The sequence below is a fragment of the Novosphingobium sediminis genome (assembly GCF_007991615.1).
Lineage (GTDB): Bacteria > Pseudomonadota > Alphaproteobacteria > Sphingomonadales > Sphingomonadaceae > Novosphingobium > Novosphingobium sediminis.
Map to the genome: position 1 here is coordinate 137324 of NZ_BJYR01000010.1, position 21374 is coordinate 158697.

19 protein-coding genes and 1 tRNA gene are annotated in these 21374 nt (G+C 65.5%); 14 read left to right on the plus strand and 6 right to left on the minus strand.

The features are described 5' to 3' along the window. Window positions 1-8: 8 nt before the first annotated feature. From pheS to NSE01_RS08060, 12 genes are all read left to right on the plus strand, one after another. Window positions 9-1097 carry a phenylalanine--tRNA ligase subunit alpha gene (pheS, locus tag NSE01_RS08005; RefSeq protein ID WP_147159068.1) on the plus strand — a complete coding sequence of 363 codons (1089 nt, stop codon included), beginning with the start codon at window positions 9-11 and terminating at the stop codon, window positions 1095-1097. Further along, window positions 1094-3487 carry a phenylalanine--tRNA ligase subunit beta gene (gene pheT / locus NSE01_RS08010; RefSeq protein WP_147159069.1) on the plus strand — a complete coding sequence of 798 codons (2394 nt, stop codon included), beginning with the start codon at window positions 1094-1096 and terminating at the stop codon, window positions 3485-3487. The genes pheS and pheT overlap by 4 nt, the downstream gene beginning before the upstream one ends. Before the next feature lie 36 nt (window positions 3488-3523). Further along, window positions 3524-4405: an aldose 1-epimerase family protein gene (locus NSE01_RS08015; protein ID WP_147159070.1), complete on the plus strand. Its 882-nt coding sequence runs from the start codon at window positions 3524-3526 to the stop codon at window positions 4403-4405. Window positions 4406-4416: 11 nt separating this feature from the next. Beyond that, window positions 4417-5946 carry a peptide chain release factor 3 gene (locus NSE01_RS08020; RefSeq protein WP_147159071.1) on the plus strand — a complete coding sequence of 510 codons (1530 nt, stop codon included), beginning with the start codon at window positions 4417-4419 and terminating at the stop codon, window positions 5944-5946. A gap of 237 nt (window positions 5947-6183) precedes the next feature. Then, a complete protein-coding gene (locus NSE01_RS08025; protein ID WP_147159072.1) occupies window positions 6184-7032 on the plus strand; it encodes an NAD-dependent epimerase/dehydratase family protein in 849 nt (282 codons plus the stop codon). A 49-nt stretch (window positions 7033-7081) separates the two neighbouring features. Further along, window positions 7082-7951, plus strand: coding sequence for an alpha/beta fold hydrolase (locus tag NSE01_RS08030; protein WP_147159073.1), 870 nt, complete (start codon window positions 7082-7084; stop codon window positions 7949-7951). Then, a complete protein-coding gene (locus tag NSE01_RS08035) occupies window positions 7951-8508 on the plus strand; it encodes a pyridoxamine 5'-phosphate oxidase family protein (RefSeq protein WP_147159074.1) in 558 nt (185 codons plus the stop codon). Before NSE01_RS08030 ends, NSE01_RS08035 begins: the two co-directional genes overlap by 1 nt. Before the next feature lie 190 nt (window positions 8509-8698). Next, window positions 8699-9037: a P-II family nitrogen regulator gene (locus NSE01_RS08040; protein WP_072384441.1), complete on the plus strand. Its 339-nt coding sequence runs from the start codon at window positions 8699-8701 to the stop codon at window positions 9035-9037. 71 nt (window positions 9038-9108) lie between these two features. Further along, window positions 9109-10524, plus strand: a complete 1416-nt coding sequence (locus NSE01_RS08045) for an ammonium transporter (RefSeq protein ID WP_147159075.1) — start codon at window positions 9109-9111, stop codon at window positions 10522-10524. Between the two features lie 272 nt (window positions 10525-10796). After that, window positions 10797-13001, plus strand: a complete 2205-nt coding sequence (locus NSE01_RS08050; RefSeq protein WP_246135094.1) for a putative bifunctional diguanylate cyclase/phosphodiesterase — start codon at window positions 10797-10799, stop codon at window positions 12999-13001. A 68-nt stretch (window positions 13002-13069) separates the two neighbouring features. Continuing rightward, complete coding sequence (gene hisC, locus NSE01_RS08055; protein ID WP_147159077.1) at window positions 13070-14206, plus strand: histidinol-phosphate transaminase; 1137 nt, start codon at window positions 13070-13072, stop codon at window positions 14204-14206. Continuing rightward, window positions 14203-15108 carry a prephenate/arogenate dehydrogenase family protein gene (locus tag NSE01_RS08060; RefSeq protein ID WP_147159078.1) on the plus strand — a complete coding sequence of 302 codons (906 nt, stop codon included), beginning with the start codon at window positions 14203-14205 and terminating at the stop codon, window positions 15106-15108. The genes hisC and NSE01_RS08060 overlap by 4 nt, the downstream gene beginning before the upstream one ends. 152 nt (window positions 15109-15260) lie before the next feature. Here NSE01_RS08060 and NSE01_RS08065 read toward each other — a convergent pair whose 3' ends face one another. Genes NSE01_RS08065 through ftsE form a run of 5 tightly spaced genes read right to left on the minus strand, consistent with a single transcriptional unit; the run spans window position 15261 to window position 19510 of the window. Beyond that, window positions 15261-16547 (minus strand): NRAMP family divalent metal transporter, encoded by a 1287-nt coding sequence (locus NSE01_RS08065; protein ID WP_147159079.1) that lies wholly within the window; start codon window positions 16545-16547, stop codon window positions 15261-15263. Further along, entirely contained in the window at window positions 16544-17257 is a 714-nt protein-coding gene (locus tag NSE01_RS08070; protein WP_147159080.1) for a lysophospholipid acyltransferase family protein, read from the minus strand. The genes NSE01_RS08065 and NSE01_RS08070 overlap by 4 nt, the downstream gene beginning before the upstream one ends. Before the next feature lie 8 nt (window positions 17258-17265). Next, entirely contained in the window at window positions 17266-17823 is a 558-nt protein-coding gene (locus NSE01_RS08075; RefSeq protein WP_147159081.1) for a YdcF family protein, read from the minus strand. Window position 17824: 1 nt separating this feature from the next. Further along, entirely contained in the window at window positions 17825-18751 is a 927-nt protein-coding gene (locus NSE01_RS08080) for a cell division protein FtsX (protein WP_147159082.1), read from the minus strand. Window positions 18752-18763: 12 nt separating this feature from the next. Beyond that, window positions 18764-19510, minus strand: a complete 747-nt coding sequence (ftsE, locus tag NSE01_RS08085) for a cell division ATP-binding protein FtsE (RefSeq protein ID WP_147159083.1) — start codon at window positions 19508-19510, stop codon at window positions 18764-18766. 162 nt (window positions 19511-19672) lie between these two features. On the opposite strand from ftsE, the gene NSE01_RS08090 reads away from it, so the two are divergent. Further along, a complete protein-coding gene (locus NSE01_RS08090; protein ID WP_147159084.1) occupies window positions 19673-20443 on the plus strand; it encodes an MJ0042-type zinc finger domain-containing protein in 771 nt (256 codons plus the stop codon). 105 nt (window positions 20444-20548) lie between these two features. Further along, a tRNA-Leu gene (locus NSE01_RS08095) sits at window positions 20549-20635 on the plus strand. Window positions 20636-21083: 448 nt separating this feature from the next. Here the strand turns inward: NSE01_RS08095 and NSE01_RS21530 are convergent. Beyond that, a partial coding sequence (locus NSE01_RS21530; protein WP_218033253.1) for a hypothetical protein occupies window positions 21084-21374 on the minus strand: 291 nt, incomplete at its 5' end.

The following is a 21374-nucleotide window of genomic DNA, read 5'->3' on the forward strand; positions in this document are numbered from 1 at the left end:
CGGGCGCGATGGAACAGCTTGAACCCACCCTTGCCGCGATCGCCGCGGCAGATACGATCGATGCCGTTGAGGCACTGCGCGTCGGCGCGCTTGGCAAGCAGGGCTGGGTCTCGGCCCTGCTCAAGTCGCTCGGCGGCATGAGCCCCGAGGAACGCACCAGCACGGGCCCCCGCATCCACGCCGCGCGCGAGGCAGTCACGGCAGCGCTGGCAGAGCGCCGCACTGCGCTGGAAAGCGCGGTGCTCGAAGCCAGGCTGGCCGCGGAGACTGCCGATCTCTCGCTTCCCGCTCCGATCGCGCCGCGCGGCTCCGTCCACCCGGTCAGCCAGGTGATGGACGAACTCGCCGAGATCTTCGCCGACATGGGCTTTGCCGTCGCGACGGGTCCCGAGATCGAGGACGACTGGCACAACTTCACCGCGCTCAACATGCCGGAAACCCACCCGGCGCGTGCGATGCACGATACGTTCTATTTCCCGGACAAGGACGCGCAGGGCCGCTCGATGCTGCTGCGCACGCACACTTCGCCGGTGCAGATCCGCTCGATGCTGAGCGAGGGCGCGCCTTTGCGCGTCATCGCGCCGGGCCGCGTCTACCGGTCTGACAGCGACGCGACGCACACGCCGATGTTCCACCAGATCGAAGGTCTCGTCATCGACAAGGGCATCCACCTCGGCCACCTCAAGTGGACGCTGGAAACCTTCCTCAAGGCCTTCTTCGAGCGCGACGACATCGTCCTGCGGCTGCGCCCCAGCTACTTCCCCTTCACCGAGCCTTCGGTTGAAGTCGACGTCGGCTACACTCTCGTGAACGGCAAGCGCGTTGTCGGCGGCAGCGGCGATGATGCCAATGGCGGCTGGATGGAAGTGCTTGGCTCCGGCATGGTCAACCGCAAGGTGATCGAATTCGGAGGACTCGATCCGAACGAATGGCAGGGCTTCGCCTTCGGCACCGGCGTCGACCGACTGGCCATGCTGAAATACGGCATGGACGACCTGCGCGCCTTCTTCGATGGCGATGTGCGCTGGCTCGGCCACTACGGCTTCGGCGCGCTTGACGTGCCCACCCTTTCCGGCGGCGTGGGAGTACGCGCATGAAGTTCGCGCTTTCCTGGCTCCAGGCCCTGCTCGATACCAAGGCTGATGCCCGCACGATTGCCGAGAAGCTGACCACGCTCGGCCTCGAGATCGAAGGCGTTGAGGATGCCTCGGCTGCCCTCACGCAATTCCGCGTTGCCCGCGTGCTGACGGCGGAAAAGCACCCGCAGGCGGACAAGCTGCAAGTCCTCTCGGTCGATCTCGGAGACGGCAATCCGTTGCAGGTCGTATGCGGCGCCCCCAATGCGCGTGCGGGCCTCGTTGGCGTGCTTGGCCTGCCCGGCGCGGTGGTTCCGGCGAACGGCATGGAGCTGCGCAAGTCCGCCATCCGCGGTGTCGAATCGAACGGCATGATGTGCTCGACGCGCGAGCTCGGCCTCGGCGAAGAGCATGACGGCATCATCGAACTGCCCGCCGATGCGCCGCTCGGCACCAGCTTCGCCGATTATCTCGGATCCGACCCGGTGTTCGACGTTGCCATCACGCCCAACCGTCCGGACTGCATGGGCGTTCACGGCATCGCGCGCGATCTGGCAGCCGCGGGCCTTGGCGTGCTCAAGCCGATCGAAGCTCAGCCGGTCGCCGGCACCTACCCGTGCCCGGTCGAAGTACGCACCGATGATCCCGAAGGCTGCCCCGCTTTCTACGGCCGCGTCATTCGCGGCGTGAAGAACGGCCCCAGCCCGCAGTGGCTGCAGGACCGCCTCAAGAGCGCTGGCCAGCGCCCGATCTCGGCGCTGGTCGACATCACCAACTACGTCATGCTCGGCTATGGCCGCCCGGCCCACGCCTATGATCTGGCCAAGCTGAGCGGTGCCGTCGTCGCCCGCCGCGCGGTCGAAGGTGAGAGCTGCCTCGCGCTCAACGGCAAGGAATATGCGCTCCAGCCGTGGATGACGGTGATCGCGGATGACAGCGGCGTCCACGATATTGCCGGGATCATGGGCGGCGAGCATTCGGGCTGCTCGGACGAGACGACCGATGTCCTCCTTGAAGTCGCCTACTTCACGCCCGCCAACATTGCTCGCACCGGGCAGGCGCTCGCGCTGACGTCTGACGCGCGCGGCCGTTTCGAGCGCGGGGTCGATCCCGCGTTCCTCGATACCGGCATGGACCTCCTCACCAACCTGATCCTCGAGATCTGCGGCGGTGAACCCAGCGAAGTGATCCGCGCGGGCACGCCCCCGCTGAACCGCAAGACGCTGGATTATGATCCCTCGCTTGCCGGCAATCTCGGCGGGATCGACGTGGCCGACAGCGAACAGAAGCGCATCCTCGCCGCGCTGGGCTTCGAAGTCGCGGAAGACTGGACAGTCACCGTTCCCACCTGGCGTCCGGACGTCGATGGCGCGCCGGACATCGTCGAGGAAGTGATCCGCGTCCACGGCCTCGATGCCGTGCCTTCGACGCCGCTGCCGCGTGCGGACGGCGTCGCCAAGCCCACTGCCACCGCAGCCCAGCTGCAGGAACGCCGCGTCCGCCGCGCCGCCGCTGCGCGCGGGCTCAACGAGGCCATCACGTGGTCGTTCCTGCCCACGGGTGAGGCCGAGCATTTCTCGGAAGGAAACGGCGGCCTCTGGACGCTCGCCAATCCGATCTCCGAAGACCTCAAGACCATGCGCCCCTCGCTGCTCCCGGGCCTGCTGTCTGCCGCACGGCGCAACCTCGATCGCGGCGCGACCACGGTCCGCCTGTTCGAGATCGGCCGCCGCTATCTGCGCGGCGAGGGCGGTGCTTCCGGCGAACAGCCCAGCCTCGCGGTCGTGCTCGCGGGCGAAGCCCAGCCGCGCGGTTGGGCCACCGGCAAGGCCAAGCCCTTCGATGCCTTTGACGCCAAGGCCGAAGCGCTCGCCCTGCTCGCCGAAGCCGGCGCTCCGGTCGACAATCTGCAAGTCATGGGTGAGGCTGGCAGCCAGCTCCACCCCGGCCAGTCCGCCACGCTGCGGCTTGGGCCCAAGACGGTGCTGGCGCGCTTCGGGCTGATCCATCCGAACACCGCCAAGGCCTTCGACCTCACCGGCCCCGTCGCCGTGGTCGAGCTGTTCCTTGACCGGATCCCTGCGCGCAAGGGCCCCGGCAGCTTCGCACGCCCGCACTATGCGCCGCCTGCGTTGCAGGCGGTGATGCGCGACTACGCGTTCCTCGTGCCTGCCACGCTCCCCGCAGGCGATCTGCTGCGCGCCGTGCGCGGGGCGGACAAGGCGAATGTCGTCGCGGCGCGCGTGTTCGATGATTTCCGCGGGCAGGGCGTGCCCGAGGGGCAGAAGTCGCTCGCCGTCGAAGTCACGCTGCAGCCCACCGAAAAGAGCTATGACGAGGCCGCGCTGAAGGCGATCACCGACAAGATCGTGGCAGCCGGCGCCAAGCTTGGCGGCGTGCTGCGCGCCTGAGCAACTGCAGGGCCGCTTATCCAGCCGGGGGTGCCAATGACCGACTTGATTGCAATCGCCAACGAGCACCTCACCGCGCGGATTCATCCGTTCGGTGCGGAGCTGTGGTCGCTGACCGATGCCAGCGGCGGCGAGTACATGACCGATGCCGATCCTGCCTTCTGGACGGCCCATGCACCGCTGCTCTTCCCCATCGTCGGCGCGCTGGCGAACGATACGCTGCGGCTCGGCGGGCAGGCTTACACCTTGCCCAAGCACGGCTTTGCCCGGCGCAATCCGTTCACCGTGGTCGAAAGCGCGGCAGACCGCGTGGTCCTGCGGCTGGTCGACGATGCACGGACGCGCGAGGTCTACCCCTTCGCGTTCCAGCTCGACATGACCTTCGCGGTCGAGGGCATGACGCTCCGCAAGACCGCGACGGTGCACAATCCCGGCGACGTCCCGCTGCCGTTCAGCTTCGGCTACCACCCGGCCTTCGCCTGGCCGTTGCCGGGCGGCGCCGACAAGGCCGCGCACCGGATCGTCTTCGAACAGGATGAGCCGCAGCCGATCCGGCAGATCGAGAAAGCCACCGGCCTGCTCCTCCCGGACGGCGTGCCGACCCCAGTGCAGGGCCGCGAAATGCCGCTCGACGCTGAACTGTTCCGCGCCGACGCGCTGATCTGGACCGACCTTGCCAGCCGCAGCCTGTCCTATGGCGCAGAGGGCGGCGCATGGCTCGATATCGCGTTCCCTGAGAGCCCGATGCTCGGCATCTGGCAGGTCCCCGGTGCGCGCTACGTCTGCATCGAGCCGTGGCAGGGCTACGCTGACCCGGCCGGTTACACCGGAGATTTCCGTGACAAGCCGGGCGTCGTGATCCTCCCGGCAGGCGAGAGCCGGAGCTTCCGCATGGACGTGACGGTCCGCCCCGTATAGTTGCGCTGGCCATGAGTTCCAATCGCCGTACCTTCGCCATCATCTCGCACCCTGACGCGGGCAAGACCACGCTGACCGAGAAGCTGCTGCTTCAGGGCGGCGCGATCCACTTGGCCGGTGAAGTCAAGGCGCGCGGCGCGGCCCGCCGCGCGCGGTCGGACTGGATGAAGATCGAGCAGCAACGCGGCATCTCGGTCACGTCCTCCGTCATGACCTTCCAGAAGGACGGCGTCGTCTTCAACCTGCTCGATACGCCAGGCCACGAGGACTTCTCCGAAGACACCTACCGCACGCTGACGGCAGTCGATTCCGCGATCATGGTGATCGACGCCGCCAAGGGCATCGAGCCGCAAACGCGCAAGCTGTTCGAGGTCTGCCGCCTGCGTTCGGTGCCGATCATCACCTTCGTCAACAAGGTCGACCGCGAAGGCCGCGCGGTGTTCGAGACACTCGATGAAGTGGCCGATGCGCTCGCGCTCGATGTCTGCCCGATGTCTTGGCCCATCGGCATGGGCGGTATTTTTGAAGGCGTGCTCGATTTCGCCACGAACACCATCGCCCGGCCCGAAGGCGACAGCCGCGAATTTCTCGGCAAGCGCGATCCGCTTGTCGAAGGCGCGATCCCCGCGGACGTTGCCGAGGAAATCGAACTCGCGCAGATGGGCTATCCCGAATTCGATCTGACTGCCTATCGCAACGGCGATCTGACCCCGGTCTACTTCGGCTCCGCGCTCAAGAACTTCGGCGTCGCCGAGATGATCGACGCCATCGCCCGCTACGCTCCCCCGCCGCGCCCGCAGCCGAGCGAGAGCGGCACGATCGAGCTCGATCATCCCGAAGTCACCGGCTTCGTGTTCAAGGTGCAGGCCAACATGGACCCGATGCACCGCGACCGCATCGCGTTCATGCGCATGGTCTCGGGCACCTTCAAGCGCGGGATGAAGCTGACGCCGTCAGGCCTCGGCAAGCCCATCGCGGTGCACTCGCCAATCCTGTTCTTCGCGCAGGACCGCGAGATCGCCGACACGGCGGAAGCGGGTGACATCATCGGCATCCCCAATCACGGCACCCTCCGTGTGGGTGATACGCTGTCCGAGAAGAACACCGTCCGCTTTACCGGACTGCCGAACTTCGCGCCGGAAATCCTGCGCCGCGTACAGCTGAAGGATCCGACCAAGACCAAGCAGCTGAGGAAGGCACTCGACGACCTTTCGGAGGAAGGCGTGATCCAGGTGTTCTACCCCGAGATCGGCGCGCAATCGATCGTCGGCGTGGTTGGCCAGCTTCAGCTCGATGTGCTGATTTCGCGGCTTGAAGCGGAGTACAAGGTCGAGGCGGTGCTCGAACCATCGCCCTTCGATACCGCGCGCTGGCTCAAGGGCAGCGAAGCCGCGCTCAGGAACTTTGCCGATTTCAACATGTCGAACCTCGCCAAGGACCGCGACGGCGATCCGGTGTTCATGGCACGCTCGGCATGGGATGTCGGCTATCAGCAGGAACGCAATCCGGAGCTGACCTTCAGCGCCACCAAGGAGCGGTAAGATCTGGCGAAACCCTGGTTTGCCGTTTTCCGTCACCCTGAACTTGTTTCAGGGTCCATCGTGCCGCACACGTGGAGCCTCGCTGGTATGCACGCCATGCGCCAGGTACTGGTTTCGGCCCCACACTCCCGCGCTTGGGGAGAAATGGACCCTGAAACAAGTTCAGGGTGACACTATGGGCGGGGCTGAAGTTGTTGTTCCGTCGCCATAGTCTCAGCTAGCTCGGGAGAAGCATGAATGCGCATCGCGGTCACGGGAAGCAGCGGCAAGCTCGGCAAGGTCGCGGTCGCGGCGCTGCGGGCAGCCGGACACCGCGTCACGGGCTTCGATATCGTCAGCTCGGTCTATGGCGACGATACCGTGCGGCTCGATTGCGCGGATTTCGGCGCGGTGATGGGCGCGCTTTCGGGAGTCGATACCGCCGCGCGCCGGTTCGATGCCGTGCTCCACCTTGCGGGCATCCCCAAGCCCGGTGCGACGACCGACGAAGCGGCCTTCCGCATCAATGTGATGGGCACCTACAACGTTTTCTCCGCTGCCGCCCGCCTCGGCATCGGCCGCGTGGTCTGGGCCTCCAGCGAGACGATCCTCGGCCTTCCTTTCGCCGAGCCGCCGCAGTTCGCCCCCATCGACGAGACGCACCCGCTGCTCCCCAACTGGTCCTACGCGCTCGGCAAGCGGGTGGGGGAGACGATGGCCGACGAATTCGCGCGCTGGCACCCCGCCATGGCCATTGTGTCGCTGCGCTTCTCCAACGTCTATGTGGCCGAAGATTACGCCGCGCTGGCGCAGATCCAGACCGATCCTGCCAGCCGCAAGTGGAACCTCTGGAGCTATATCGACGCCGAGGACGCCGCCGAGGCCTGCCGCTGCGCGCTGGAGGCAGGCACGACCGGCCACGAGGCGATGATCATTGCTGCTGCCGACAACCTCATGGGCCGCCCTTCGCACGATCTGATGGCCGGTCACTTCCCCGGCGTCCCGCTTGCCGATGACCTTGCCAACGAAGCTGCTTTGCTATCGTCCGCGCGCGCTGCGGAAATGATCGGATTCCAGCCGCGATTCTCGTGGCGCGACCGCATCTGAAGCGCCAACCACACTTGCGGCCTGTTCGCACCTGCGGCACAGACACGTAATGACACTGCTCGGCCCCACCTCGAACACCTTCATCTCGCAGCGCCTGCGCCTCCACTATGTGGACTGGGGCAATGCGGACAAGCCGCCGCTCCTGCTCATCCACGGCGGGCGCGACCATTGCCGCAGCTGGGACTGGACCGCCGAAGCCTTGCGCGACGACTGGCATGTGATCGCGCTCGATCACCGCGGCCATGGCGACAGCGAGTGGGCCTCGGACGGCAACTACCGCACGATGGACATGGTTTACGACGTTGCGCAGCTGGTCCACCAGCTTGGCCTCGCCCCCGTGACCATCGTCTCGCACTCGTGGGGTGCCAACGTCTCGCTGCGCTATGCCGGGCTGTTTCCGGAAGACGTCGCCAAGCTCGTCGCGATCGAGGGCATCTTCCCGACGCCGGACTGGGAACTGCGCATGAAGGACGTGCCCTTCGCCCGCCGCGTGCGAGACTATATCGCGGAGAAGCGCAAGGCCGCAGGCCGCCTGCCGCGCCGCTATGCGACGCTCGAAGATGCCTATGCGCGCATGAAGTCGGAGAACCCCTACCTCACTGACGTTCAGGCCCGCCACCTCACGATCCACGGGATCAACCGCAACGAGGACGGTACTTTCACCTGGAAGTTCGATCCCTACGTCCACATTGATCACCCCTACGACATCTCGACCGAGCGCAAGCACGAGCTGTGGGAGGCGATCACCTGCCCGACCCTGCTGCTCAATGGTGCGGATTCGTGGGCAGGGAACCCCGAGCGCGACGGGCGCATAAAGCACTTCCGCGATGGCACGGTGATCGAGTTCGAGAACGCCGGCCATTGGCTGCATCACGATCAGTTCGACCGCTTCATCGCCACTCTGCACGAGTTCCTCTGATGGCGGATTTCACCGACAGCATCCTGCCCCAGCATGAAGCAATGATGGGCGCGCAGAGCGTGTTCTTCGTTGCCACGGCGGCGGCTGACGCGCGCGTCAACCTCTCGCCCAAAGGGTATGACTGCTTTCGGATCCTAGGCCCCAACCGGGTTGCCTATCTCGACCTCGCCGGATCGGGCAACGAAACCCATGCGCATCTCGTCGCCGATGGCCGCATCACGATAATGATGTGCAACTTCGGCCAGCCGCCGCTCATTCTCCGGCTTTATGGCACGGGTCGCCCGGTCCTGCCGCAGGATCCCGAATGGGAAGAACTCGCGGCGCATTTCACCATCCTGCCCGGCACGCGCCAGATCTTCGACATTGCGGTGAACACCGTCCAGACCAGTTGCGGCTGGGGCGTGCCCGTGATGAGCCTCGAGGCCGAACGCCAGACGCTGGTGAAGTACCACGCGCAGTCTGACGAGACGGCGTGGATGACCAAGACATCCGGCCGCACCCGGAGCATCGACGGCCTGCCCACCACCCCCACGGACCGCTTCTTTCGCGGCAACTGAGGCAGGATGTCTGCCTATTTTTTAGGCACGACTGGAAATCTGCACAAGATTCGAGCGGCTCACCTGCGTAGTTTTCCGCAGTAGCGAAAAGATTCTCCCTGATTCCAGCGTTCCGCTCATTTGGCACGCTGTTTGCGAAGAACCTTCAGCCGGCGGGTCGCCCGGCGAGAAGGCCGCAAAGGGGGCATGAATGAAATTCATCATCGCCATCATCAAGCCGTTCAAGCTCGACGAAGTGCGCGAGGCGCTCTCCGGGCTGGGCGTTGCCGGGATGACGGTGTCGGAAGTGAAGGGTTTCGGACGGCAGAAGGGCCAGACCGAAATCTACCGCGGCGCCGAATACACCACCAACATGCTGCCGAAGGTGAAGATCGAGATCGCTGCGAGCGATGATCTCACCCCGCGCATCATCGAGGTGATCCAGCAGACTGCCAGCACCGAGGCGATCGGCGACGGCAAGATCTTCGTTCTCGATCTTGCTTCGGCCACCCGCATCCGCACCGGCGAAACCGGGGATACCGCGCTGTGACGGCCCGGCTTTTGAGCGTCGGCGTCGAAAACGCGGTGGGGACCGCCATTTCCGACATGAGGGGAACTTCGATGATCCGTAAGATGATCGGCGGGGTTGTGGGCGCGGGCTTGACGCTCGGCGCCGCTTCCACCGCCTTTGCCCAGGCGGCAATGGTCAAGGCGCCCGATGTGGCGGCCCAGGCCACGATGGTGAACAAGGGTGACACCACCTGGATGCTCATTTCGTCCGTGCTCGTCCTGATGATGAGCATTCCGGGCCTCGCGCTGTTCTACGGCGGTCTTGTCCGCACCAAGAACATGCTGTCCGTCCTAATGCAGGTGTTCATGATCGTCTCGATCGCGGGCCTGCTCTGGGCAACCTACGGCTACAGCCTCGCCTTCACCGGCGGCTCGCCCTTCATCGGCGGCTTCGGCAAGGCGCTCATGGCCGGCGTAACCAGCGGTACATATTCGGCGACGTTCTCCAACAACGTCTACATCCCCGAACTCAGCTACTTCGTGTTCCAGATGACCTTCGCCATGATTACCCCGGCGCTGTTCATCGGTTCGTTCGCGGAGCGCATCAAGTTCACCCCGCTGATGGTGTTCGTCGTCCTGTGGTCGACCTTCATCTACTACCCGATCGCGCACATGGTCTGGTACTGGGCCGGTCCGGACTTCCTCGTCGATGCGCCGACCGACTACGGCTTCCTCTGGGGCAAGGGCGCGCTCGACTTCGCTGGTGGCACCGTGGTGCACATCAACGCGGGTATTGCAGGCCTCGTCGGTTGCCTCCTGCTCGGCAAGCGCCTTGGCTACGGCAAGGAAGCCACGCCGCCGCATTCGCTGACCATGACCATGATCGGCGCCTCGCTGCTGTGGGTGGGTTGGTTCGGCTTCAACGCGGGTTCGAACCTTGAATCGAACGGTGTCGCTGCGGTTGCCTTCGTCAACACCATGCTCGCCACTTGCGCTGCTGCGGTCAGCTGGGCGGTTGTCGAACAGGTCGTGCACGGCAAGCCTTCGATGCTCGGTGCCGCCTCGGGTGCCGTCGCCGGCCTCGTCGCGATCACCCCGGCTTCGGGTTACGGCGCGCCGATGACCTCGATCGTCCTCGGCCTTGTCGTCTCGCCGCTGTGCTTCTTCTTCGTCAGCACGGTGAAGAACAAGTTCAAGTACGACGACACGCTCGACGTCTTCGGTGTCCACTGCGTCGGCGGTATCACCGGTGCAATCGCCACCGGCATCGTCGCGGCTCCGTCGCTCGGCGGCCAGGGCATCATCGACTACACCCAGTTCCCGGCTGTCGCGGCTCCGACCTACGACATCGCGGCCCAGCTCATCGTCCAGATCGAAGCGGTGCTCATCACCCTCGCCTGGTCGGGTATCGGCACCGCGGTGATCTGGTTCGTGCTCGACAAGACCATGGGCATGCGGATCAGCGAAGAAGGCGAGCGCGAAGGCCTCGACATCGCTGACCATGGTGAGCGTGCCTACAACTACTGATCGGCCTCCGCCGATTGGCAACTACTGATTAACCAGCTTGGCGGGGCCAGAGGGCCAGATCCTCTCCCTCTTGGACCTCAAGGCCCCGCCAGACCATGTTCCTCCTGCGAACAGACTAAGGCCGGAAGCGCAATCGTGCTTCCGGCCCTTTTTTCGTTTTGCGGGAGAGTGTTACGAGACGCACCAAGATGCCGAAGCTGCGTTAACCTTCCCACAACGCCCTTGCGTTACATACCTAACGTCAAGTGACTAGCTGGCTAGGGGACTTTCAGGTGGTGCTGCGCAAGGCACGCGGGGTATTCGGAATAGGGGCAGTTGATGCCTCGCCATCCCGCACATCTGAAAGCGAAGCGGCGGCCCTGTGCCATACCTATGAAGACCTTGGTCTCGGCTTTTTCTGGTCCACCGATGCGGAAGGTCGCCTGAGCTACCTTTCACCCGGGGCTCATGCCCTTCTGGTGGGTGAGGGAACGGCGACGGGGCAGAGCTTCCTCGAACTGTTCCTCAAGACCGGCAACGAAAGCGAAGGCGAACGCACGCTGCCATTCGCGTTTGCGCGCAAGGGCCGCTTCGAGAAGATCACGGTGCGCAGCGAGCGGGCCGATGGCGAAACGCTGTGGTGGGCCATTTCCGGCGAACCGATCATTCAGCGCGGCGAGTTCGCCGGCTTCCGCGGCCACTGCGAGGATATCACCGGCGAGCGCCGCTCTGCCGAGGAAAGCTCGCACATGGCGATGCACGATGCATTGACCGGGCTGCTCAATCGTCGGCGCATGTCGCAACTGCTCGAACGTACGCTTACGCTGTGCTCGCAGCAGCGCAGCCCCTGCGCGATCATGCTGATCGACCTCGACCGCTTCAAGCAGGTCAACGATACGCTCGGCCACGCCGCAGGCGATGCCCTGCTCAAGCAGGTTGCAGCACGGCTCGTTCGCGTTGTGGGCGACAAGGAAAAGGTCAGCCGTCTCGGTGGCGACGAATTCCAGGTCATCATGCCCGGGATCGATGATCGCGGCGTCCTTGGCGACATTGCGACCAGCATCATCACAAGCATTTCGCAGCCTTACACGATCGACGGCAGCCGCTGCCTGATCGGCGCATCGGTCGGTGTCGCGGTTTCGCCGTTCGATGGGGATGACAGCGACAGCCTCGTGCGCAACGCGGACCTCGCACTCTATGCAGCCAAGGGCGGTGGGCGCGGGCGTTTCCGCTTTTTCAGCGCGGATCTGCTCAAGGCTGCGGCTGATCGCCGCCTGCTCGAGGAAGACCTCCACGATGCGCTGCAGCGGGACGAGCTCGAGATTCACTACCAGCCGGTCGTGCGTGCGGAAGACAACCATGTTGTCGGCGTCGAGGCGCTGGTGCGCTGGAACCACCCTGAGCACGGCCCGGTCAGCCCGGCGCGGTTTATCCCGATTGCCGAGGAATCGAACCTTATCAAGGGCATCGGTGAATGGGTCTTGCGCAGGGCCTGCGAAGAAGTCTCGGCTTGGCCGGGCGGACTGCGCGTCGCGGTCAATGTTTCGCCGGTGCAGTTCGCGGACGACGGGTTTCCTGCGCTGGTTGCCAGTGCGCTCGCCAATTCCGGCCTCGAACCCGAACGACTCGAACTGGAGATCACGGAGAGCGTGTTCCTCCAGGAAGGCGGCGCCACCAATGAACGCTTCAAGGCGCTCAAGGGTCTCGGCGTCCGGCTGGCGCTCGATGATTTCGGCACCGGCTATTCCTCGCTCGGCTATCTGAAGACCGCGCCGTTCGACAAGATCAAGATCGACCAGTCTTTCGTGCGCGGCGCGACCGAGGCTGGCTCGCGCAATCGTGCGATCATTGCCGCCATCGTCGCGCTGGCGCAGGCGCTCGAGATGGATACGACGGCAGAGGGCGTCGAAAGCTTCGACCAGTTCGACCTGATGAAGAGCCTCAACGTCACGCTCGTGCAGGGCTACATCTACAGCCAGCCGATCCCCAACGCCGAGTTCGTTGCCAAGCTCAACGAAGGCAACTGGACCATCGAGCCTTCGGGCCCAGCGTTCCAGCGCCACGACCGGCAGGCGATGTTCCGCCGCATCGGTGTGATCCATGACAACCACTACTACCCGGTCGTGTTGCGCAACCTTTCGGTCTCCGGCGCGCTGATCGAAGGCCTCGTCGATGTCCCGATGGGCACCGAATTCGTGATCGATCTTGGTGAAGGGCAGCTGGCCGTGGCCCGCGTGCGCCGTTCGCGCAAGCGCCAGCAGGGGCTGGAGTTCGAACAGGCGCTGGTGTCCGATGGCAACGGCGGCCTGTGCACGCGCCACCGCGCCTCGCCCTACCAATTGGCAGCGGCTGGCTTGCCGCAGAGCCCGAAGGGTGATGGCGTCCAGCCGATCGGCCCGCATCTGATCGGGGGGGGCGGCGAGGATGGCAAGGCCTCGATGCCGGCGTTTGCGATGGCGAGCGACTGGAAGGGCGCAGTTCTGCGCGTCGATCCCTAGAGATAGGCCGCATCTGCCCGCGCGAGACGGTTCCCTTGACGCGGCAAGCCCGCTAAGGCGCCCGGGTCATGTCCGAACCTTCCGCTCCTGCTGTCGCCACTCGTCCCGTGCCGAAACCGTGGATCGCGGCGATCCATCCTTACGTGCCGGGCAAGTCGACCGGTACGAACGGGCAGGTCCTGATCAAGCTTTCGGCCAACGAGAATCCGCTTGGCACCAGCCCGCTGGCGCGTGCCGCGCGCCTCGGCACCGGTGAAGGCGCGGGCGATCCGGCGCGCTATCCCGATCCCGAAAGCCATGCTCTGCGCGGGGCGCTCGGGGCGCTCCACGGCATCGATCCGGCGCGGATCGTGATGGGCACCGGCTCTGACGAACTGCTCCACCTCGCCGCGCAAGCTTTCGCCGGACCGGGCGATGAAGTGCTGTACCAGCGCTACGGGTTCTCGGTTTACGAGATTGCCGCCCGCCGCTGCGGGGCCGATCCGGTCGAGGCGCCGGACCGTGACTATGCGGCCGACGTCGATGTCCTGCTTGGCTGCGTCACGCCGCGAACGCGCGTCGTATTCCTCGCCAATCCCAACAACCCGACCGGCAGCTACCTGGCACGCGCCGAACTGGCCCGGCTTCACGCTGCGCTTCCGGCCGATGTGTTGCTGGTGGTTGACCAGGCCTATGCCGAATATCTGGGCGGCGATGACGAGGATGGCGCGATGGCGCTGACGGCGGCGACGGAGAACGTCCTCATCACCCGCACCTTCTCCAAGATCTACGGACTTGCCGGCGAACGGGTCGGCTGGGCGACGGGTGCGCCGCACCTGATCGACATGCTCAACCGCATTCGCGGCCCGTTCAACCTGACGATCACGGCGCAGGCAGCGGCACTGGCGGCGCTGGGCGATCAGGCGTTCGTCGCCGCCTCGCGTGAGCACAACCGCGCCGAACGCGCGCGCTTCGTCGGAGCGCTTGCCGCCCTTGGCAACCATGGCCTCCGCCCACTGCCGAGCGAGGCGAACTTCGTACTGATCGAGTTCTCCGGCGCGCTGACGGCGGAAGCGGCCTACAAGGGGCTGATGGACAACGGCTTCATCACGCGCTGGCTGCCGGGGCAAGGTCTGCCGCAATGCCTGCGCATCACCATCGGCACTGCCGCAGAGATGGACCGCGTTGCTGCCGTGCTGCGCCAGATGGCTGAAGCCGCGCGATGAGCTTTGCGCGCGTCGCCGTTATTGGTCTTGGCCTGCTGGGCGGATCGGTTGCGCGTGCGGTGCATGCGCATCTGCCGGATGCGATGACCACCGGCTTCGATGCGGATCCTGCCGTGCGCGAACGCGCGCGCGAGATCGGCCTCGCGAATTTTGTGCCCGAGACGGTGGCCGAAGCAGTGACCGGAGCAGACCTTGTGGTGCTCTGCGTGCCGGTCGGTGCGATGGCGACTGCAGGCGCGGCGATCCTGCCGCACCTCGCACCCGGCGTGATCGTGACCGACGTGGGTTCAAGCAAGGCCAGCGTGGCCAAGGCGCTGGCGGAAGTGTTGCCCGGTATCAGCGTGATTCCGGCGCACCCGGTGGCGGGCACCGAGCAAAGCGGCCCGGACGCAGGCTTTGCGGCGCTGTTTCGCAACCGCTGGTGCATCGTGACGCCGCCGGCCGGCGCGGATGAGGCCGAAGTTGCGCGGGTCATGGCGTTCTGGGAAGCGCTCGGCGCGCGGGTCGAGACCATGGATGCCGAGCACCACGACCGCGTCCTCGCCGTCACCAGCCACCTACCGCACCTGATCGCCTACACCATCGTCGGCACGGCTTCCGATCTCGAGGAAGTCACCCAGAGCGAGGTCATCAAGTATTCCGCGGGCGGTTTCCGCGATTTCACCCGCATCGCCGCGTCCGATCCGACGATGTGGCGGGACGTGTTCCTCAGCAACCGCGAAGCCGTTCTCGAAATGCTGCAGCGCTTCAGCGAAGACCTGACCGAACTGCAGAAGGCGATCCGCAAAGGCGATGGCGCGATGCTGTTCGACACCTTCACCCGAACCCGCGCAATCCGCCGCTCGATCATCGAGATGGGCCAGGACGATGCGCGGCCCGACTTCGGCCGCAGCCATACGTGATTGCTGTTTCGGCCTAGCTGAAACAGGGTGGGCCGAAACAGAACGGCACCAGCCCACTCCCCCGCCCGGCCACCCATTCAGGGTACTCTCGTGGGTGGCCGGGCGGGGGAGCGGGCTGGTGCCGCCTTCGCCGTTCGGCGAAGAAATGGACTCTAGCTCAGCAGGAACATCGCCGAGACGAGGATCATCACCGCCGTTGCCGCCCAGCCGCCGATCTTGAGCAGCGGGGGCAGGGTGAGCCGGCCCATGACCTTGGGATTGGATGCCGCCAGCATCGTCATCACCATCAGTGGCGGGGCGAGCAGGCCATTGATGACTGCCGTCCAGTAGAGCGCCTGCATCGGATCGATGCCGATCAGGTTGAGCGCCACGCCGCCGAGCACGGCAACCACGATCGCGCCGTAAAACGCCTTGGCCTCGTGCGGCTTGCGGTCCAGGCCCTCGGTCCAGCCGAATGTTTCCGACAGCGCATAGGCCGCCGAACCGGCCAATACCGGCACGGCCAGCAGGCCAATGCCGATGATCCCGACTGCAAAGAGCAGGAAGCTGAAATCGCCCGCGATGGGCCGCAGCGCGCTCGCTGCCGCATCGGCGGAAGCGACTTCATTGATCCCGTGCGCGTGGAGCGTCGCCGCCGTCGCGATCACGATGAACAGTGCCGTCACGCTCGTTACGCCCATGCCGACCAAGGTATCGGTGCGCATCCGATTTAGTCCCGGCCCTGCTGCGCGCGGAAAAACGCCGAGCGGATGCTTGTGGAGCCGGTGCTGCTCCTCCACTTCCTGCCCGGCCTGCCAGAAAAACAGGTAGGGGCTGATCGTCGTCCCCAGCGTGGCGATCACGGCCATCGCGGTCTGGCGGTCATAGCTCAGCTGGGGTACCAGCACGCCGCGCAGCACCTCGCTCAGCGAAAGCTGGGCCACGAAGGGCACGAGGATATAGGCCAGCAGCGAAACTGCCGCCCACTTGAGGATCCGGGTATAGCGCGCGTAGCTGACGAAGACTTCAAGCAGCACCGAAATGCCGCCGAACATGGCGACATAAAGCATCGTCGGCCCTGGCAGCAGCAGGTTCAGTGCCGCCGCCATCGCGCCGAGATCGGAGCCAAGGTTGATCGTATTTGCCACTAGCAGCAGCACGACGGCGAACCACAGCACCGGGCGCGGATAGTGCCGCTTCAGGTTGTGCGCGATGCCATGGCCGGTCACTGCGCCGATCCGGGCGCAGATCAGCTGTGTCGCCACCAGCAGCGGATAGCTGAACACCATGATCCACGCGAGGCTGAAGCCGAACTGTGCGCCGACCTGACTATAGGTGCCGATCCCGCTCGGGTCATCGTCCGCTGCGCCGGTGATGAGGCCGGGGCCGAGCACTTCGCCCCACGTGCGGGCATCGGCCTCGGTATGCCGCTCCTCGGTGCGGGCGTCCTCGATGCTCATGCGTTCAGCACATTGATTGCGGCATGGACGCGGGCCTCGATGTCCTCACGCGGCAGGCCGGGCGGGATTTCCTCGCCGAAGCGATAGCGGATCGTGCCGGAGCGCTTCCACAGGCGGTGGTAAAGCGGCCCGCTATCGACCGCGACGGGCACGACCGGCAGGCCGAGCATCTTGTAGAGCCCGGCAAAACCCGCCTGCAGCGGCGGCTGCGTGCCATGGGGCACGCGCGTACCTTCGGGAAAGATGATGAGCGGCCGACCATCCGCCGTCCAGCGCCGTGCTTCGGCTAGCATAGTCCTCAGCGCACTGGCCCCTCGCGCACGATCGACCGCGATCAGGCCATAGCGCGTACCAATGGCGCCCCACAGCGGGATGCGCAGCAGTTGCTCCTTCGCGAAGACCACTGGCAGCGGGTACATATGCGGCAAGTCGATCGCCTCGAAGAACGATTCGTGCTTGATCGCATAGAGCACGCCGGGCCGGGCGGCGAAGCTGTCACCCTCGACCGTGATGCCGAGCAGGTTGCGTGCGCAGGCGCGGTGCCAGCTCGACCAGACCCGAACCATTTGCCGGTAACGGTTTCCCCCCAGCGGCATCACTGCGAGCGCAGCGATAACCTGCAGCACGGTGCCACCATAGAACACGGTGTAGAAGGCGATGCTGCGCAGCACATCGGGCAGGCGTGGGCCGGCATCGTGCTGACGGTCCATGGCGTGTCCTACCACCCCGCCAGCCACGCGAGCACGCGGGCGATCAGCTTGTTATACTCGATGAACAGCGTTTTCATGCTCGGCCGCGAAGGGACGGCGTCCGGCAGGATCTCAACCCCGCGCGGCGCTGCCATCGCGAGATCAAACTCCGCGCGGCGCATGTGCCAGTCAGTTGTGACGAGGCGCACCGAGGTGATGTGCTCTGCCGCGATCCAGCGGGCGGCTTCGAGTGCGTTGGATCGGGTATCGACCGATTCGAAACCGAGCGTCACGCAGCAGGCAAGGAGCTCGGGCGAGACCTTGTACTCCGCAGCAAATTCCCCCGGTTTCACTTCGCTCGCCACCCCGGCGATGAGCACCTTGCGTGCCTTGCCGGCGCGAAGCACGTCGAGGGCGCGCGGGATGCGTCCGCCTGCGCCCGTCAGCGCGATGACGCCGTCGGTCTTCTGCGCGCCGGCAGGGCGCGGCAGGGCGAGCGCGAACCACAGGAAGCCGAGCACCCATGCGAGCAGCACCGCCGCGCCAATGCGCCGCAGCAGGCCCGGCGGTTTGCGCACGCGTGCCATCTCAGAGCATCCGCCTGAGCGCGGCCAGCACCGTCACCCGCGCGGTCAGCACGGCCAGCGCAACCCCGGCGACCGGAATGGCGGCGATCACGATCCAGTCCTGCCAATGGAGCACGGCACCTGCGACCATGCCCGAGCCGAGCCCGGCGAACTGACGAGAGAGCGCGGCAATCGTCACCACGCCGGAGAGCAGGCCGACGAGCCCGCCCGCCGCCGCATCGAAGGCCATCGAGCGCTGGAACACACGTGCGATCTGCTTGTCGGTGCCGCCGAGCATGTGGACGATCTCGATAGCCTCGCGGTGATTGCCCAGCGCGTTTCGCGATGCGAGCAGCACGGCGGCGATCGTCGCCAGCGCGAGCAGCGCGATGAGGCCGCCCGCCAGCCATTGCAGCGTGCCGATCGCGGCAAACACCGGGGCGAGCCAGCCGGCCTGCGCATCGACGCGAGCTGAACTGGCCACCGGCACAGCCAGCGCGCGCAAGTGCGCCACGCGGTCCGGGGTAGCCGGCCCCTTGAGGCGGACGTCGATCAGTGCCGGGATCGGCAGGGATTCGACATCATCGCCGGGCCGCGTGCCGAGCCAGGGTTCGACCAGGGTGTTGAGTTCCTCCTGCGCCACCTGGCGAACGTCTGCCACTTCGGGTGCCTTGGCAAGCACGCTGACAACCGCAGCGGCCTGGCGCAGCCGTTCCGAAGGAGCGGCGGTGACGATCTGCACGGTGACGCCGCCTTCAAGATCGGCGCTGGCGGTTTCGGCGGCATTGCGCAGAGCAAGGCCGCTGGCGGCAGCGACGACCGTGAGCGCGATCATGATCGCGATGACCCACGGCATCGGGCCTGACAGCTGCGCCTCGGGCAGCAGACGCGGGTCACTTGTGGCGCCGCCGCTGCGCCAGCGCTGGAACAGGGAAGAGAGAAGGGCCATCGTCCGGCAGTCTTAAAGCGGCGGCGGCGCGTCCGCACCAGCCATCGTGGTGCGGCGCGGAGGATAGCGCAGCGCGCCGGTCGGATCGCTCAGCCGTCCCTTGTCGAGCCGCATGATTAGCGACTCAGGCACCTTGCGGATAAGATGAACGTCGTGGGTTGCTACCACGACAGTAGTGCCCAGCCGGTTGAGGCTTTCGAACAGGCGCAGCAGCTTGAGCGCCATGTCCGGGTCGACGTTACCGGTCGGCTCGTCCGCCACCAGCATGTCGGGCCGGGCGATGACCGCGCGGGCGATGGCAACGCGCTGCTGCTCTCCGCCCGAGAGCGTGGCAGGCCGGGCATGCTGCCGGTCGCCGAGGCCGACCCAGTCGAGCATTTCTCCCACGGGCCGCGCGATGTCCTTCTCGCTTACGCCCGCCACCCGCAGCGGCAGCGCAACATTGTCGAACGCGGAAAGATGCTCGACGAGACGGAAGTCCTGGAACACCACCCCGATGCGGCGGCGGAAACCGGGCAGGCGTTCGCGCGGCAGGGTGATGGCATCGGTGCCGAACAGGCGGATCAGCCCGCGCGAAGGGCGCTGCGCCAGATAGAGCAGCTTGAGCAGGCTCGTCTTGCCCGCACCGCTCGCGCCGGTGAGGAAGTAGAAGCACCCCGGATAGAGCGTGAACGAGACATCGGCGAGGATTTCCTTGTCCGTTCCGTAGCGCAGCCCGACGTTGTCGAACTGGACGATTTCGGCATCAGGCTGGCTCATGTCAGGCGTTGCGGTCCCGGAAGGGTTGTTGCGTGCGCACAGGGGGCATGCGCCGCTTTGGGCGGCTATAGGGCGCAATCGATGTGGAAAAAAGGGCGAGCGAGCACTTCTCCCCGTCCGTACCTATTGTTTCCCTGCATCTTCGCATGCTTAACCCGCCACATGATCATCGCGTGCCCAGCCTGTTCCACTCGCTACGTCGTTCCTGACAATGCGATCGGCGTGGAGGGCCGCACCGTGCGTTGTGCAAAGTGCCGCCACAGCTGGTTCCAGCAAGGGGCGGAGCTACCCGCGCGCGCAGAGGTGGCAGCTGCCGCGCAGCCTCAGGCGCCTGCTCCCATCGCCGTTACCGAGCCTGAGGCCTCAGCGGTGGCCGCCGCCGAGGATCCGGTGCCGGAGCCGCCGGTGGTGCCCCGTCCGGTGATCCGCCCCGTCGCGCGTCCCGCCGACGAAGGCTTCGATGAGACTGCGTCCAGCTTCGATCACCAGCCGCCGTTCCGCCCACGCCGCAACATGGCGAAGATCTGGACATTTGCCGGGATTGGCTTTGCCGTGCTTGTCGCGGTGTTTATCGCTCTGGCCAGCTGGCTTGGTCTGCCGCACTGGCTGCCCGCCGCGCATGCCACGTTCGGTGCCGGCAATCCGGATCTCGTGCTGGCCTTCCCGTCAGAGCGGCAAGACCGCCGTACTCTGCCCAACGGCACCGAGTATTTCGGCGCGAGCGGCACGGTCTCCAATGTCGGCAAGCAGCCGCAGGAAGTGCCGCCGATCCTGATCGTGCTGCGCGATGCCAAGGACAAGGTTGTCTACACCTGGGATGTAGCCCCCCCGCGCGAGAGGCTGAAGCCCGGCGAGAGCGTAACGATCAACGAAGCTGTCACCGATGTTCCCAAGAGCGCCAAGGTCGCGGAGATCGGCTGGAAGCCCGAGTAAAAAAACCGGCGCTTGGTTGTTGCGCCGCGTGGGGTGCTTTGCTAGGGGCGCCCCTCTACCCCGGCAGGGCAGTCTTTTTTTTAAGGCAAACCCTGCTTGCGATGTGCGGTCGTGGCGGAATTGGTAGACGCGCAACGTTGAGGTCGTTGTGGGCGAAAGCCCGTGGAAGTTCGAGTCTTCTCGACCGCACCAAACAATCTGATAATCGAAACAGATTTTGCCTTCGGGCTCCCGCCTTGTGCTGGCCTGCGCAGTTCTGCGGGATTTCGATGCTGCATTCCGCGCAGTTCAAGGCGGATAGACCGACCTGCTCCCTGCGATGACGCTGCGATCTGCATCCATGCGCAGCTTGGCTTCGTGGAAAGTCTTGCCGGGAAGGGCTGTACAGCCCGGGGCAAGTTCCCTGTGTCGCTCAGGCCGAGTGCGGCAGGATGCGCAATGATCTCCAGGTGGCCGGGGTGAAGCTCGGCCTGTGACCATAGTGGTGAAGCGACACTCCGGCGGCTCGACAACTCTAAAGGGGGGGGGCGTGAGAATCGCGAGCACCATCTAGTTCGTTTTGCGGCAACCATGCATGAGCATCCGCACGCGCTCGGTCGCGATTGGAACGTGGGCCGGTTTCCTCTCGATGATTCGCCAATCAAGGAGTGGTGGTGCACTCATCCATCAGCGCTTCCTCTTCGAGGCGGCGATTTGGTCCTTGATTCGTGCGCACGTCGCCCAGCGTTCGAATTGGGGGAAGGAACGCGGAAAACGGGCCGGACTCGCCTGATTTGCGGATCATGGCACTGGCGGCCCGGATCCCATGTATCGCTGGGAAGATGGTCTTTTTCACATCGGCGATCAGAATCGCTAATTTCTTGCTTGACGGACGCGGCGGGCGCGACCATATGCGGCTCTCCGGACAGCCACTCAACGGGTGGCACCAGCG

Bases quoted from the DNA above. Each gene is read 5' to 3' on its own strand.
- NSE01_RS08025 (WP_147159072.1), top strand. From the start codon at position 6,184: ATGCGCATCGCGGTCACGGGAAGCAGCGGCAAGCTCGGCAAGGTCGCG.
- NSE01_RS08075 (WP_147159081.1), bottom strand. From the start codon at position 17,823: ATGGCACGCGTGCGCAAACCGCCGGGCCTGCTGCGGCGCATTGGCGCG.
- NSE01_RS08035 (WP_147159074.1), top strand. From the start codon at position 7,951: ATGGCGGATTTCACCGACAGCATCCTGCCCCAGCATGAAGCAATGATG.
- pheT (WP_147159069.1), top strand. From the start codon at position 1,094: ATGAAGTTCGCGCTTTCCTGGCTCCAGGCCCTGCTCGATACCAAGGCT.
- NSE01_RS08015 (WP_147159070.1), top strand. From the start codon at position 3,524: ATGACCGACTTGATTGCAATCGCCAACGAGCACCTCACCGCGCGGATT.
- NSE01_RS08040 (WP_072384441.1), top strand. From the start codon at position 8,699: ATGAAATTCATCATCGCCATCATCAAGCCGTTCAAGCTCGACGAAGTG.
- NSE01_RS08030 (WP_147159073.1), top strand. From the start codon at position 7,082: ATGACACTGCTCGGCCCCACCTCGAACACCTTCATCTCGCAGCGCCTG.
- pheS (WP_147159068.1), top strand. From the start codon at position 9: ATGGAACAGCTTGAACCCACCCTTGCCGCGATCGCCGCGGCAGATACG.
- hisC (WP_147159077.1), top strand. From the start codon at position 13,070: ATGTCCGAACCTTCCGCTCCTGCTGTCGCCACTCGTCCCGTGCCGAAA.
- NSE01_RS08080 (WP_147159082.1), bottom strand. From the start codon at position 18,751: ATGGCCCTTCTCTCTTCCCTGTTCCAGCGCTGGCGCAGCGGCGGCGCC.
- NSE01_RS08045 (WP_147159075.1), top strand. From the start codon at position 9,109: ATGATCCGTAAGATGATCGGCGGGGTTGTGGGCGCGGGCTTGACGCTC.
- NSE01_RS08065 (WP_147159079.1), bottom strand. From the start codon at position 16,547: ATGAGCATCGAGGACGCCCGCACCGAGGAGCGGCATACCGAGGCCGAT.
- NSE01_RS08020 (WP_147159071.1), top strand. From the start codon at position 4,417: ATGAGTTCCAATCGCCGTACCTTCGCCATCATCTCGCACCCTGACGCG.
- NSE01_RS08060 (WP_147159078.1), top strand. From the start codon at position 14,203: ATGAGCTTTGCGCGCGTCGCCGTTATTGGTCTTGGCCTGCTGGGCGGA.
- NSE01_RS08090 (WP_147159084.1), top strand. From the start codon at position 19,673: ATGATCATCGCGTGCCCAGCCTGTTCCACTCGCTACGTCGTTCCTGAC.
- ftsE (WP_147159083.1), bottom strand. From the start codon at position 19,510: ATGAGCCAGCCTGATGCCGAAATCGTCCAGTTCGACAACGTCGGGCTG.
- NSE01_RS08070 (WP_147159080.1), bottom strand. From the start codon at position 17,257: ATGGACCGTCAGCACGATGCCGGCCCACGCCTGCCCGATGTGCTGCGC.